The sequence below is a fragment of the Kineococcus mangrovi genome (assembly GCF_041320705.1).
Taxonomy (GTDB): domain Bacteria; phylum Actinomycetota; class Actinomycetes; order Actinomycetales; family Kineococcaceae; genus Kineococcus; species Kineococcus mangrovi.
Genome location: NZ_JBGGTQ010000008.1, coordinates 58,985 through 73,451 on the forward strand (window position 1 = coordinate 58,985; position 14,467 = coordinate 73,451).

Here is a 14,467-nt window from a genome sequence, read left to right on the forward strand (position 1 = left end):
CCCGCTCAGACGGCGACGCAGCCCCGGGCGTCGGCCGCCTGACCCGTCGGCCGCGCGGCCACGAGGCGCCGGTGGCGGGGGTGCGCGGGAGCCCGCCCAGCTCGTCCAGCACGGTCACCGGGACGCCGTGGCGAGGGCCGTAGCGAGGCTGTGGAGGTGTCGTGCGGACCCACCCGGCCACCGTCCGGCGGCCGGTGGGTCCCCCGCGCCGACGCATACTGGGACGCCAGCTGCCGATGGAACGGCTGTCACCACCCATCCCCCGGAGGACCAGAGCCCCGTGGCTTCGCGACGCCCAGCACCCGTCCCGCCGAACCGCCCCGCCGCCCGCAAGGGGGCCGGTGGCGCGCGCCCGTCCGGTCGCCGTCCGCGTCGGCGCAAGGTCCTCGGCTGGGTGCTCGGCCTCGTCGTCGCCGGTGCGGTGCTGGCCGTGGGCGGCTTCGCCGCGGCCTACGCGTTCGTCGGGGTCCCGGACCCGAACAAGCTCGCGGACGCGCAGACGAGCACCGTCTACTTCTCCGACGGCACGACCGAGCTGGGCACGTTCGCGGCGCGCAACCGCGAGAACGTCACGCTGGACCAGGTCCCCGACCACGTCCAGAAGGCCGTCCTGGCCGCCGAGGACCGCGGCTTCTACGAGAACCGCGGCGTGTCCCCCACGGGCATCGCCCGCGCCGTGTGGACCAACCTCAGCGACGGGACGACCCAGGGCGGGTCGACGTTGACCCAGCAGTACGTGAAGAACTACTACCTGAGCGACCAGCAGTCCTACACGCGCAAGGCCGAGGAGTTCTTCATCGCGCTGAAGATCGACCAGCAGCAGTCCAAGGACGAGACGCTGCAGAACTACCTCAACACCGTGTACTTCGGGCGCGGCGCGTGGGGGGTCCAGGCCGCGGCCCAGGCCTACTTCGGGGTCGACGCCGCCCAGCTCGACGTCTCCCAGGGCGCGCTGCTCGCCGCGCTGCTCAAGGGGCCCAGCAACTACGACCCGCGCAAGGGCCCCGAGCAGACCGAGGCCGCCACGGCCCGCGTCGCCTACGTCCTCGACGGCATGGTGTCCGAGGGCTGGCTGTCCCCGGCCGACCGCGCGAGCGCCGGCCTGCCGGAGACGATCGAGGCGACGCCGAACAACCAGTGGCAGGGCCCCAACGGGTACCTGCTGAAGACGGTCGAGGACGAGCTGACGGGCAAGGTCGGGCTGTCCGAGGAGGACGTCGAGGCCGGCGGTCTGAAGATCGTCACGACGTTCGACGCGAAGGCGCAGGCCGCGGCCGTCGAGGCCGTCCAGGACCAGCTGCCCTCGACGCTGCCCGAGGGCTTCCACGTGGCGCTGTCCGCGATCGACCCGGCGACCGGCGGGGTCAGGGCGATGTACGGCGGGGCGGACTACCTGGCCAACCAGTACAACGACGTGACGCGGGCCCGGGCGCAGCCGGGGTCGACGTTCAAGCCGTTCGCCCTCGTGGCGGCGCTGGAGGACGGCGTCTCGCTGCGGACGACGTTCAACGGGTCCAGCCCGCAGACCATCGACAGCTGGCCCGCCCGGAACTACGGCAACGAGCAGTTCGGCCGCATCGACCTCGTCACCGCCACCGAGCACTCGGTGAACACCGTCTACGGCCAGCTCAACGAGGAGGTCACCCCCGCCAGGACGCGCGACGTCGCGGTCGCGGCGGGCTACCCCGAGGACACGCCGGGCATCGCCGGACCGCAGTACATCTCCAACGTGCTCGGGACGTCCTCCCCGCACCCCATCGACGTCACGCAGGCCTACGCGACGTTCGCCGCCCAGGGCACGCGCACCGACTGGCACACGATCGCCAGCATCGACGACTCCACCGGGACGCGGACCTACACCGCCTCGCCCACGACGACCCAGGCGTTCCCGGGCGACGTGGCCGCCGACGCGACCTACGCCATGGAGCAGGTCGTGAACTCCGGTACCGGCTCCTACGCCAAGCGGGTCAACCGGCCCGCCGCCGGCAAGACCGGGACGACGAACGACAACCTCGCCGCCTGGTTCGCCGGGTTCACCCCCGACCTGGCCGCCAGCGTCGCCTTGTTCCAGACCACCCCGGACGGGACGAAGAACGTCCCCCTCGAGCTCGGCGGCCGGGAGGTCACGGGCGGGTCCTACCCCGTCCGGGTCTGGACGGCGTTCATGCGCGCCGCCCTCGACGGCACGCCGAAGACCGACTTCCCGGACCGGGCGAACGTCGGCTCCTCGCGGGGTTCGTCCAGCTCCTCCTCGTCCAGCTCGTCGTCTCCCTCGTCGTCCTCGACGCAGCGGCCCACGCCGAGCGACACGCCCACGCAGACCCCGACGGACAGCCCGACGGACGACCCCACGGACGACCCGACGGACGCCCCGACGGCGACCTCGACGGGCAGCCCCACCGGGAGCCCGACCCGCTCCTCGGGGGGGTCGTCCGGGGGAGCCGCCGCGACGCCGGGCACCGGTGGCGCCTCGGCCCGGCCCACGGCCACCTCCACGGCCACCGCCGGTGCGGACGCCGCCGCCGGCGGGCAGGCGCAGTCCACGGCCCGCGCGGGAGCCACCCCGTCGCCCGCCGCGGCCACCGCCCAGGGCGCGCAGGGCACCCAGGGCACGGCGGACGGCGCCGCGAGCACCCGGTAGGGGAAGCTGCAGGGGTGAGCCCGCAGACGCCGGACCCCGCTCCCGCCGTGGAGCCGCAGGTGCACCCCACCGCCGTGGACCCGCTGGCCCGCGCGGGCAGCGAGGTCCTCGGCGGACCCGCCGGCCGCCGCCTCGGCGGCGACGGGCCCTGGTGGGTGCGGGCGCTGCCCGTCTCGCTCCTGCTCGCCACGCTCGCCGTCGCGCTGGGAGCCGTCACCAAGCACCACTGCCGCGCCCGGGGCTGGGACAGCCCCGACCAGTTCGTCCACGCCTGCTACTCCGACCTGCCGGTCGTCTACACGTCCTCCGGGCTCGCCACCGGGGCCGGGCCCTTCTCCCGCGGCGTGACGCTGGACCAGCCGCCGCTGACGGCCGCGCTGTCCTGGCTCGTGGCCCGCGTCGTCCCGCACGAGGTGAGCGCCGCGGCGCAGCGGGCCTACTTCGACGCCGCCGCGCTCGTCCTGCTCCTCGCCGCGCTCGTCGTCGTCGTCGCCGTGCACGCGCTGGCGGGCCGCCGCCGCGGCTGGGACGCCGTGCTGCTCGCCGCGAGCCCCGTGCTCGTGCTGACGTCCCTGCTCTCGTTCGACCTGGCGGCGCTCGCGCTGGCGACGGCCGGGCTGGCCTGCTGGGCGCGGCGCCGCCCGGTCGCGGCCGGCGTCCTGCTGGGCCTGGCCCTCGCGGCCCGCGCCTACCCGGTGCTGCTGCTCGTGGCGCTGGTGCTCCTGGCGGTGCGCACGGGACGGCGCCGCGCGGCCGGGACGACCGTGGGGACCGCCGTCGCGGTGTGGCTGCTCGCGAACCTGCCGGTGGTGCTGACGGCGCCGGACGCGTGGACCGCCCCGGTGCGGTCGTTCCTGGACCAGCGGGCGGGCTACGGCTCGCTGTGGCTGCTGCCCCAGCTCGTCCAGCAGGCCGTCGGCGCGCAGGGGGCCTCGGGGCTGCCCGGGGGTGCGGTCGTGGCCCTGACGCTGGGGGCCTGGGTGGTCTGGGTGCTGCTGGTGGCCGTGTTCGTCCTGTGGGCGCCGCGCCGGCCGCGGCTGGCGCAGGTCGCGTTCCTGCTGGTGGCCGGGTGCTGCGTCCTGGGCCCGTCCTTCCCGCCGCAGGCGTCGCTGTGGCTGCTGCCGCTGGCCGTGCTCGCGGTGCCCCGCTGGCGCGACCACGTGCTCTGGTGGGCGGCCGAGGCGGCCTACTTCGGGGCCGTCTGGCTCTACATCGCGGGCCAGACGAACACCGAGCGCGCACTGCCGCCGGAGCTGTACGCGGCGCTGCTGCTGGCCCGGGCCGCCGCGGTGGCCTGGCTGGTGGTGTGCGTGGTCCGGCAGGCGCGGCACCCGGCCGACGACCCCGTGCGCGCCACGCGCGGTCTCGACGACCCTGCGGGCGGTGACGTCGACCGGGCTCACGACGCGCTCGTCGTCCGCGTCGCGTGACGTCCGCGGCTCCACAGGCGCCGGCCGCGCGCCGGCTGTGAACGGGGGAGCGGGGCGCGGCCGCCGTGGCGGCACGGTGGACTCCGTGGGGCCGGTAGACTCGTCGGGTTCCCCTCCTCGTCGTGGCTCGTCCACGGTCGCGGGCGGGGGCAGACACGCACCGAGACCCTCCTGCCACGGAGAGACCGTGGCCGCCTGAGACCGAAGGAGGTGGGGAATGAGCGCGCGTCAGTACGAGCTCATGGTGATCCTCGACGCGGAGCTGGAAGAGCGGACCGTCGGTCCCTCGCTCGACCGCTTCCTCAACGTGGTTCGCCAGGGTGGTGGCGAGGTCGGCAAGGTCGACATCTGGGGCCGCCGCCGGCTCTCCTACGACATCAAGAAGAAGTCCGAGGGCATCTACGCCGTCGTCGAGCTCACCACCGAGCCCGCCGTCGCGCAGGAGCTCGACCGTCAGCTGAACCTCAACGAGAGCGTTCTGCGGACCAAGCTGCTGCGAGCCGAGGCTGCCTGATGGCGGGTGAAACCGTCATCACGCTGATCGGGAACCTCACCAACGACCCCGAGCTGCGCTTCACCCCGTCCGGCGCTGCGGTGGCCAACTTCACGGTCGCCTCCACGCCCCGCACCTTCGACCGCCAGTCGAACGAGTGGAAGGACGGCGAGACGCTGTTCATGCGCTGCGCGATCTGGCGGGAGGCGGCCGAGAACGTCGCCGAGTCGCTGACGCGGGGCACCCGGGTCGTGGTGACCGGCCGGTTGCAGTCGCGCACCTTCGACACGAAGGAGGGCGAGAAGCGCACCGTCATCGAGATGCAGGTCGACGAGGTCGGCCCCTCGCTCCGCTACGCCACCGCGAAGGTCAACAAGACCTCCCGCGGCGGCTCCGGCGGCGGCGGTGGTTTCGGTGGCGGCGGCGGGTTCTCCGGCGGCGGCAACGGCGGCGGTGGCAACAGCGGTGGCGGCGGCTGGGGTGGGAACTCCGGCGGCGGTGCCCCGCAGCAGCAGGACGACCCGTGGGCCACCGGCCCGTCCGGCGGCAGCCAGGGCGGCGGCGGTGGCTGGGGTGGCGCGTCGAACGACGACCCGCCCTTCTGACAGCTCTGAACACCATTCCATCCCAGGTGTGACGCCTGGGCTCTCACGAGAGGGGAGCACCACGATGGCCAAGCCGCCCGTGCGCAAGCCCAAGAAGAAGCAGAACCCGTTGAAGGCCGCCAAGATCGAGGCGGTCGACTACAAGGACACCGCGCTGCTGCGCAAGTTCATCTCCGACCGCGGCAAGATCCGGGCGCGTCGGGTGACGGGCGTGTCCGTCCAGGAGCAGCGTCAGATCGCCAAGGCGATCAAGAACGCTCGCGAGATGGCGCTGCTGCCCTACAGCAGCTCCGCGCGCTGAGAAGGGGTAGCGAGATGAAGCTCATCCTCACCCACGAGGTCACCGGCCTCGGGACCCCCGGCGACGTCGTCGAGGTCAAGGACGGCTACGGCCGCAACTTCCTCCTCCCGCGCAACCTGGCCACCCCGTGGACCAAGGGCGCGGAGAAGCAGATCGACGCGATCCGCAAGGCCCGCAAGGCCCGCGAGATCGCCTCGCTCGACGACGCCAAGGCCGTCAAGCAGTCGCTCGAAGCCCGCACGGTGGCCTTCGCCGCCCGGGCCGGCCAGGGTGGTCGCCTCTTCGGCGCCATCACCCCGGCCGACGTGGCCCAGGCGGTCTCGGCCGCCGGTGGTCCCTCGATCGACAAGCGCAAGGTCGAGATCCCGCAGCCGATCAAGACGACCGGCACGCACAAGGCTCTCGTCCGCCTGCACGCGGACGTCTCCGCGACGGTGACCATCGACGTCGTCGAGGCCACCGCCTGAGCCGGTCCTGCTGAACGACCGGAGGCCGGTCGCACCCCCGCGGGTGCGGCCGGCCTCCGTCGTCCCCGGCGCCGCGGTCCCCGGGTCAGGGGCGGGTGCCGACGCCGGTGACCATCCAGACGTCCCCGCGCTCGCGCCGCACGAGCGTCACCAGGCGCGCGAGGGTGTAGAGCCCGGCGAACGCGATCCACAGCCAGACCAGCCCCCACCGCCCCTGCGGCGCGAGCCACAGCACCGCGAGCGCGGCCGGGACGTAGCAGGCGAGGGTGACGACGCCCGCCCGGGCCAGGTAGCGGCCGTCGCCGGCGCCGATGAGGACGCCGTCGAGGACGAACACCCAGCCGGCGGCCGGCAGGCACACCGCGAGGACGACGAGGGCCGCCACGAGGAAGTCCCGCACCTCGCCCTCGGGGGCGAAGAACCCGGCCAGCAGCGGGCTGGTGAACCCCACGAGCAGCCCGAGGCCGACGCCGACGGCGACCCCCCACTGCACCATCCGCCGGATCGTGGCCCGCACGCCGTCGACGTCACCGGCCCCCAGCGACCGGCCGACGAGCGCCTGCGCGGCGATGGCGAGGGCGTCCAGGGCGAGCGCCGTCGTCGTCCACACGGTGTTCGCGACCTGGTGCGCGGCGATGCCGGCGTCGCCCTGGGCGGCGGCGACGAACGTCGTCAGCAGGGCCGCGACGCGCAGGGTCACCGTCCGCACGAGGAGGGGCACGCCGTCGCGGGCGTTGCGCAGGACGCCGACCGGGTGCGGCCGGACCCGGGCCCCGGTGCGCAGGACGCCGCGGGCGACGACGAGGGCCAGGGCGAGCGCCATGAGCAGCTGGGTGGCCGCCGTGCCGACGGCCGACCCCGCGATGCCCCACCCCACCCCGTGCACGAGCAGCAGGTTCAGGCCCGCGTTGAGCACGGCGCCGGCGGAGGCGACGACGAGGGGCGTGCGGGTGTCCTGCAGCCCGCGCAGCACCCCGGTGGCGGCCAGCACGACGAGCATCCCCGGCAGGCCGGGCAGGCTCCAGTGCAGGTAGGTCAGGGCGTACGGCCGGGCCTGCTCGCTGACGCCGAGCAGGTCCACGACCGGCCCGGAGCCCAGCCGCAGCACCACCGCGGCGACGACGCCGAGCCCCAGCGCCAGCCACAGCCCGTCCACGCCCTGGGCCAGGGCACCGCGCAGGTCGCCCGCGCCGAGGCGGCGGGCGACGGCGGCCGTCGTGCCGTAGGCGAGGAAGACGAAGACGCTGACGGCCGTCGCCAGGACGGCCCCGGCGATGCCCAGCCCGGCCAGCGGGAGGGTGCCGAGGCGGGCGACGATCGCCGAGTCGGCCAGCAGGAACAGCGGTTCGGCGACGAGCGCGCCGAGCGCGGGGACGGCCAACCGGAGGATCTCGGCATCACGGTCGGTCACCTTGAGCCCTCTTGACACAGCGTTACCCAACCGCAACAGAACCGACTTCCCCTCGTCCGGACGAACGTTCTCGTCTCCACAGCTGGTGGACAACCTGTGGGCGACATCGTCGCAGGTCAGAGGACCCCTAGGTCTGGCCGACCACGGGTCGGACCGCGCTGTCCCCCGGTTGTCCCCAGCCTTGTCCACCCCCTGTGCACAACGGTCCCCAGTCAGTCCACAGCCTGTCCACCGCCCTGTGCACAGGGACATTTGACCGGCGGACGACTCGTCGGTCACTGTGCCCGGGGACGTGTCGGAGCCGTCCGCTAGACCTGTGCCGAGGGATCGTCGCGGGGCGTCTCCGAGGGAAGAGGGTCTGCTGCTGTGACCACGTACGACGAGCCGCCGGTCGACGTCGGACCTCCCGACGACGGGGGGCGCGGGGGGCGCGGGCGGGAGCCCCGGGGCGAGTCGTTCGACCGGATGCCGCCGCAGGACATCGCCGCCGAGCAGGGCGTGCTCGGCGGGATGATGCTGTCCAAGGACGCCATCGCCGACGTCGTCGAGGTCATCAAGAGCCAGGACTTCTACCGCCCGGCCCACGAGCTGATCTACGACGCGATCCTCGACCTGTACTCCCGGGGTGAGCCGGCCGACCCCGTCACCGTCTCGGCGGAGCTGACGAACAAGGGCGAGCTGACCCGCGTCGGCGGGACGCCCTACCTGCACGACCTCATCTCCACCGTCCCCACCGCGGCCAACGCCGCCTTCTACGCGCGGATCGTCGCCGAGCGAGCGGTCCTGCGCCGCCTCGTCGAGGCCGGCACCCGCATCGTGCAGATGGGCTACGGCTCCGACGGCATGGACGTCGAGGCCGTCGTCAACAGCGCGCAGGCCGAGGTGTACGCCGTCACCGAGAAGCGGACCAAGGAGGACTACGCCGTCCTCGGGGACGTCATCGAGGGCACCATCGACGAGATCGAGGCCAGCTCCCACCGCGGGGAGGGCATGGTCGGCGTGCCGACGGGCTTCGCCGACCTCGACGGCCTCACCAACGGCCTGCACCCGGGGCAGATGATCGTCATCGCGGCGCGGCCGGCGGTCGGCAAGGCCCTGGCTCTCGACACGCCCCTGCCGACGCCGACGGGCTGGACGACGATGGGCGAGGTCGCCGTCGGTGACGAGCTCGTCGGCGCCGACGGACGCCCGACGACGGTCGTGGCCGCGACGGAGGTGATGTTCGACCGCCCCTGCTACGAGGTTCACTTCTCCGACGGGAGCGCGATCGTCGCCGACGAGCAGCACCAGTGGCCCCTCGACCGTGATGGTCGTCCCGTGGTCCGCACGACGGGTCAGCTCCGCGCCGACCTCTCCGCGGGCACCCCTGCCAGGATCGCGCCCGCCACGGTGCCGCAGCTCGTCGGTGCCGGGGGCGGTGGACCTGTGGAGGGCGCAGGGCACGAGGTCGTCGCGGTCGTCCCCGTGGCCTCCGTCCCCGTCCGCTGCGTGGAGGTGTCGGCTGCGGACCACTTGTACCTCGCGGGCCGGTCGATGGTCCCGACCCACAACTCGACGCTGGGGCTGGACATCGCCCGCGCCGCGTCGATCAAGCACGGTCTCGCCTCGGTCATCTTCTCCCTGGAGATGGGGCGCAACGAGATCGCCATGCGCCTGCTGTCCGCCGAGGCCCGCGTCCCGCTGCAGAAGATGCGCAAGGGGAGCATGGACGACGCGGACTGGACGCGGTTCGCCCGCACGATGGGGTCCATCAACGAGGCGCCCCTCTACATCGACGACTCCCCGAACATGTCGCTCATGGAGATCCGGTCGAAGTGCCGGCGCCTCAAGCAGCGGGCGGACCTGAAACTGGTCATCGTCGACTACCTGCAGCTCATGACGTCCGGCAAGCGCGTCGAGTCGCGCCAGCAGGAGGTCTCGGAGTTCTCCCGCGCCCTGAAGCTCCTGGCCAAGGAGATCGAGGTCCCCGTCATCGCGTTGTCGCAGCTGAACCGTGGTCCGGAGCAGCGCACGGACAAGCGGCCGATGGTGTCGGACCTGCGCGAATCGGGCTGCCTGACGGCGGACACCCGTGTCCTGCGCGCCGACACCGGCGCGGAGACGACCATGGAGGAGTTGTTCGCCCTCCAGGCGCGCGACGTCCCGGTGTGGGCGCTCGACGAATCGCTGCGGTACGTGCGACGACACCTCACCCACGTCTTCCCGACGGGTGTGAAACCCGTGTTCCGGCTGCGGACGGCGTCGGGCAAGGAGGTGCGGGCGACGGCGAACCACCCGTTCCTCACCTACGACGGGTGGAAGCCGCTGGGGGAACTCGCCGTGGCGGAGCGGCTCGCCGTGCCCCGGCACGTCCCAGGCCCGGAAAAGGTGGCTGCCTGGGCGGATGACCTCGTGGTCCTGCTGGCCCACCTCATCGGAGACGGATCGTTCGTCCGACGTCAGCCGTTGCGCTACGCGAGCGTCGACGAGGACAACCTCGCTGCTGTCGCGGCCGCCGCTGCGAGTGCTTTCTCCATCACGGCCGTGCGCGACGAGTACGCCGCAGCGCGCTGCACTTCCTTGCGACTGCCTGCGCCCTACCGCTTGACGCACGGCCGACGGAACCCGGTAGCCGAGTGGCTCGACGAGCTCGGGCTCTTCGGTCGCCGCAGCTACGAGAAGTTCGTCCCCGAGGAGGTGTTCCACCTCCCCAAGCGGCAGATCGCGCTCTTCCTCCGTCATCTGTGGGCCACCGACGGCAGCGTGACCGTGAACAAGGGCGGACGGGGAGGTCGCGTCTACTACGCCTCGACGAGTCGCCGCCTCGTTGATGACGTGTCGCGCCTGCTGCTCCGGTTCGGCATCTCCGCGCGTGTCCGGGAGACGACCAAGAAGCAGGCCTACCGTCTTGGGTACACCCTCGACGTGTCGGGTGTGGACGATCAGCGGCGCTTCTTGCAGGAGGTCGGAGTTCACGGGGCTCGGGGTGTCTCGGCGCAGCAGCTCCTCGACATCGTCCGTGATGTCCCGGCCAACACGAACGTCGACACCGTCCCTCGTCAGGTGTGGGACGACGTCCGGCGACTCCTGACCGAGAAGGGGATGACCCATCGCGAGTTCGCGGCAGCGATGGGGTCGTCGTTCTGCGGGAGCACCCTGTGGAAGCACGCTCCGTCACGCGCCCGCATCGGGCGGGTCGCGCAGATCCTCGAAAGCGCAGAGCTGGACGTCATGGCGGTCAACGACGTGCTGTGGGACGAGGTCGTCGCCATCGAGCCCGACGGTGAGGAACAGGTCTTCGACGCCACCGTCGTCGGCGGCCACAACTTCGTCGCCAACGGCATCGCCGTCCACAACTCGATCGAGCAGGACGCCGACATGGTCATCCTGCTGCACCGCGAGGACATGTACGAGAAGGAGTCCCCGCGCGCGGGGGAGGCGGACTTCATCGTCGCCAAGCACCGCAACGGCCCCACGGACACGATCACCGTCGCGTTCCAGGGGCACTACTCGCGGTTCGTCGACATGGCGACCTGAGGTGCCCCCACCCGCGCAGTGACGACGCGGCTGCCGTCCTCCTCGTCCCCGTCCCCCGGCGGGGCGGGGAGGACCTCCGCGACCAGCCCGTGCTGCCGCGCGCACGCCACGGCGGGGCCGGTCTGCTCCTCGTCGAGCTCGGAGAACAACCGCCCCCGCCCGGTCAACCGCTCCCCGGCCCCGGCCAGGACGCGCCGCACCAGGTCGAGACCGTCCGCGCCGCCGTCGAGGGTCCGCCGGTCCTCGTGCTCGCGCATCTCCGCCGGCAGGTGGGCGATCTCGGTGCTCGGGACGTACGGGACGTTGGCCAGCACGACGTCGAAGCGCAGCCCGGCCGGCACCGCGTCGAACAGGTCGCCGGTGTGCACGTGGGCGCCGGGCAGGTTCACGCGGGCGCAGGCCGTCGCCGCCGGCAGCAGGTCGGCGGCGTGGACGACGAGCCCGGGGACGCGGTCGGTGAGCGCACCGGCGAGGGCCCCGGTGCCGCAGCACAGGTCCAGCACGGTGTCCCCGGGACGGGCGTGCGCGGCCGCGGCGTCGACGAGGGCGGTGCTGCGGTGGCGGGGCACGAACACCCCCGGCGTGACGACGTACCGGCGGCCGTGGAACCCGGCCCACCCCAGGACGTCCTCCAGGCGCTCGCCCGCCACCCGGCGCGTGAGCAGCGGCTCGACGTCACCGCCGGCGGCGAGCAGGAGCTCCGCCTCGCGCTCGGCGAAGACGCAGCCCGCCGCCCGCAGGCGGCGCACCACCTCGTCCGTGTCCACCCGCGGAGTCTGGCAGGGGCGCCAGCGGGGGAGTGGGCCGTGGTCCGGAATCGACGGGGGGCTGCGGCGGTTGGCACCTGCGGAAAGCACCACCCGTCGAAAGGTCGCCGTCATGTCGCTCGCGCTCTCCGTCCTCGACCTGGCTCCCATCGCCCCGGGGCAGTCGGCGGGCGACAGCATCGCGGCGAGCGTCGCGCTCGCGCAGACCGCGGAGGAGCACGGCTACCGCCGCGTCTGGTACGCCGAGCACCACAACATGCCGCACATCGCCTCCTCGGCGCCGGCGGTCCTCATCGCCCACGTGGGGTCGAAGACGTCGACCATCCGGCTCGGCGCGGGTGGCGTGATGCTGCCCAACCACTCCCCGCTGAGCATCGCCGAGCAGTTCGGCACCCTCGAGGCGATGTACCCGGGGCGGATCGACCTCGGGCTGGGCCGTGCACCCGGTTCGGACGAGGCCACCACCTACGCGCTGCGCCGCGACCCGTCGCAGTCGGCGCAGTTCCCCGAGGACGTCCTGGAGCTGCAGGCCTACCTCGCGGGCCGCTCCCGGGTCCCGGGGGTCCAGGCCACGCCCGGTGGGGGGTCCGGCGTCCCCCTGTACGTGCTGGGCTCCTCGACGTTCGGCGCGCACCTGGCCGCCCGCTTCGGCCTGCCGTACGCGTTCGCCTCGCACTTCGCGCCGCAGCAGCTGCGCGCTGCGGTCGTCTCCTACCGCAACGAGTTCCAGCCCTCGGACCAGCTCGCCGAACCCCACGTCATCGCGGGGGTGAACGTCGTCGCGGCCGACACGACGGCGCAGGCGCGGGAGGCCTTCGGGCAGGTGCAGCGGCGGTTCGCGACCTCGCTGTTCGGTCGTGGACGCACGTTCACCGAGGCCGAGGTCGACGTCCTCATGGAGACCGCCGCGGGCCAGCACGTGCAGCAGATGCAGCACTACTCCGCGGTCGGCACCCCGTCGGAGGTCCGCACCTACCTGCAGGACTTCGCCCGCGAGGCCGGTGCGGACGAGCTCATCGTCGCCCACCAGGCGCTGTCCACGCCGGCCCGGCTGCGGTCGGTGCAGTTGACCGCGGAGGCGTTCGAGGGCGCGACCGTCTGAGCGGTCCCGGTCAGCGGACCGGGCCGAGCCGGGCCTGCACCCGCGCCACCGCGGCGCGCAGGAACGGCTCGCGCTCGGCCCGCGCGCGCCGTTCGGCGTCCGCGTCGTCGCGGTGGCGGGCATGCAGGTCGCGCAGCCGGTCGGCGAACGGGACCCGCACACCGCCGGGGGTCGTCGTCATGTCGCAGTACAGCACCGCGTCGGCGACCGGGCCGCCCTCGTCGGGGTAGACGTCGAGCAGGTCCTCCAGGCCCCGGGCGCGGGCGAGGAACCGCGCACCGCTGTGGTGGGCGACGAGACCCACGAGGCGCAGCGGCCAGCCCAGACCCTTGAGGTGGTCGGCCCCGTCGAGGGGGTGGAAGCCGGTCCGCTGCACGCCCGGTGCGTAGCCGACGTCGTGCAGGGTCACCGCCGCCACGAGCAGGTCCCGGTCCTGCTCGGGCACGGTGCGGGCGACCTCGGCCGCGGTGCGGGCGGCCGTGGCCGCGTGTTCCCACCGGTGGTCCACGTCCGCGAGCAGCTCACGGGCCAGTGCCAGCGCCTCCTCGGCGCTCGTGCCGTCCATCATCCGACTCCCCGCTGCTGGAGACCGCGTCGTCACCTGCGGCCGAGCCGTCACGACGACGCGCTCGCAGGTGACCTGCCAACAGTCGGTGGAACGTCCCAGGTCGCTGTGGGTTCCCGAGCCCGGGGGGCGGGATCACCAGGCGTAGGCCTCCGGGGCGGGCTTGCTGCCGTTCGGGAACGGGGCCGGGAAGAGCTCGTCGAGGCGGTCGAGCGCGGCCTGGTCCAGCTCCAGCTCCAGGGCCCGCAGCGAGCCCGTCAGCTGCTGCACGGTGCGCGGCCCGATGATCGGGGCGGTCACCGCCGGGCGGGTCAGCAGCCACGCGATGCCGACGTCCGCGGGGTCAGCACCCAGTTCCCGGCAGAACTCCTCGTACGCCTCGATGGCCGCGCGGTTCGCCGCGAGGCCGTCGGTGTTCGACGTGCCGCGACCCTCGTCCCCGCTGGCCTGCTTGGCCAGGACCCCGCCGAGCAGCCCGCCGGCGAGCGGGGACCACGGGATGACGCCGAGGCCGAGGTGCTCGGCCGCCGGCAGGACCTCCAGCTCCACCCAGCGGGACAGGAGGTTGTAGAGCGACTGCTCGCTGACGAGCCCGACGACGCCGCGTTCGGCGGCGCTGGCCTGGGCGGCGGCGAGGTGCCAGCCGGCGAAGTTCGAGGACCCCGCGTAGAGGATCTTGCCCTGCTGGCGCAGGACGGACATGCCCTCCCAGATCTCCTCCCACGGCGTGGCCCGGTCGACGTGGTGCATCTGGTAGAGGTCGATGTGGTCGGTCTGCAGGCGTCGCAGCGACGCGTCGCACGCCTGCCGGATGTTGTAGGCGGACAGCTTGCCGTCGTTGGGCCAGTCGGTCATGTCGCCGTAGAGCTTGGTCGCCAGCACCGTCTTCTCCCGGCGACCACCGCCCTGGGCGAACCAGCGGCCGACGATCTCCTCCGTCTCGCCCTTGTGGCTGCCGTAGCCGTTGGCGGTTGGGGGCACCTCCCGGCGCGCTAGCGCCGGGGGACGAAGAAGTTGACGCCGTGCTCGTGGGCGGCGTCCATCACGGTGCGGCTGTCGGCCTCGCTGGTGCGGGGGCCGAAGTTCATGGTTCCGAGGCACAGCGGCGAGACGCGTAGACCTGTGCGGCCGAGGTGGCGGTACTCCATCCCGAAACCGTACGCGCGGGG

The 14,467-nt window shown here is 73.4% G+C and carries 11 protein-coding genes and 1 pseudogene; 8 read left to right on the forward strand and 4 right to left on the reverse strand.

The window, feature by feature from the left end:
- Positions 1–280: 280 nt before the first annotated feature.
- From AB2L28_RS16385 to rplI, 6 genes are all read left to right on the forward strand, one after another.
- Positions 281–2,641, forward strand: coding sequence for a transglycosylase domain-containing protein (locus AB2L28_RS16385; protein ID WP_370720060.1), 2,361 nt, complete (start codon positions 281–283; stop codon positions 2,639–2,641).
- Between the two features lie 14 nt (positions 2,642–2,655).
- The gene (locus tag AB2L28_RS16390; RefSeq protein ID WP_370720061.1) at positions 2,656–4,071 is read left to right on the forward strand and encodes a glycosyltransferase 87 family protein; all 1,416 of its coding nucleotides are present in this window, start codon (positions 2,656–2,658) and stop codon (positions 4,069–4,071) included.
- 217 nt (positions 4,072–4,288) lie between these two features.
- A complete protein-coding gene (gene rpsF, locus AB2L28_RS16395; protein WP_367637934.1) occupies positions 4,289–4,585 on the forward strand; it encodes a 30S ribosomal protein S6 in 297 nt (98 codons plus the stop codon).
- Positions 4,585–5,169: a single-stranded DNA-binding protein gene (locus tag AB2L28_RS16400; protein WP_370720062.1), complete on the forward strand. Its 585-nt coding sequence runs from the start codon at positions 4,585–4,587 to the stop codon at positions 5,167–5,169. The genes rpsF and AB2L28_RS16400 overlap by 1 nt, the downstream gene beginning before the upstream one ends.
- 64 nt (positions 5,170–5,233) lie before the next feature.
- Positions 5,234–5,470, forward strand: a complete 237-nt coding sequence (gene rpsR, locus AB2L28_RS16405) for a 30S ribosomal protein S18 (RefSeq protein ID WP_106215016.1) — start codon at positions 5,234–5,236, stop codon at positions 5,468–5,470.
- Between the two features lie 14 nt (positions 5,471–5,484).
- Entirely contained in the window at positions 5,485–5,937 is a 453-nt protein-coding gene (rplI, locus tag AB2L28_RS16410; protein ID WP_370441032.1) for a 50S ribosomal protein L9, read from the forward strand.
- An 85-nt stretch (positions 5,938–6,022) separates the two neighbouring features.
- Here rplI and AB2L28_RS16415 read toward each other — a convergent pair whose 3' ends face one another.
- Complete coding sequence (locus tag AB2L28_RS16415; RefSeq protein ID WP_370720063.1) at positions 6,023–7,348, reverse strand: MATE family efflux transporter; 1,326 nt, start codon at positions 7,346–7,348, stop codon at positions 6,023–6,025.
- A 465-nt stretch (positions 7,349–7,813) separates the two neighbouring features.
- On the opposite strand from AB2L28_RS16415, the gene AB2L28_RS16420 reads away from it, so the two are divergent.
- Positions 7,814–10,864, forward strand: a complete 3,051-nt coding sequence (locus AB2L28_RS16420) for a replicative DNA helicase (protein WP_370720199.1) — start codon at positions 7,814–7,816, stop codon at positions 10,862–10,864.
- Here AB2L28_RS16420 and AB2L28_RS16425 read toward each other — a convergent pair.
- On the reverse strand, positions 10,834–11,631 hold the full coding sequence (locus tag AB2L28_RS16425; RefSeq protein WP_370720064.1) for a putative protein N(5)-glutamine methyltransferase: 798 nt from the start codon (positions 11,629–11,631) through the stop codon (positions 10,834–10,836). The genes AB2L28_RS16420 and AB2L28_RS16425 overlap by 31 nt on opposite strands.
- Positions 11,632–11,743: 112 nt before the next feature.
- Here AB2L28_RS16425 and AB2L28_RS16430 point away from each other — a divergent pair, with 112 nt between their 5' ends.
- Positions 11,744–12,733, forward strand: coding sequence for an LLM class flavin-dependent oxidoreductase (locus AB2L28_RS16430; RefSeq protein ID WP_370720065.1), 990 nt, complete (start codon positions 11,744–11,746; stop codon positions 12,731–12,733).
- Between the two features lie 10 nt (positions 12,734–12,743).
- On the opposite strand, the gene AB2L28_RS16435 is transcribed toward AB2L28_RS16430, so the two are convergent.
- Both AB2L28_RS16435 and AB2L28_RS16440 read right to left on the reverse strand, forming a co-directional pair.
- Positions 12,744–13,298, reverse strand: a complete 555-nt coding sequence (locus AB2L28_RS16435; RefSeq protein ID WP_370720066.1) for an HD domain-containing protein — start codon at positions 13,296–13,298, stop codon at positions 12,744–12,746.
- A 135-nt stretch (positions 13,299–13,433) separates the two neighbouring features.
- Positions 13,434–14,446: pseudogene (locus AB2L28_RS16440) on the reverse strand (aldo/keto reductase).
- Positions 14,447–14,467: the final 21 nt, after the last annotated feature.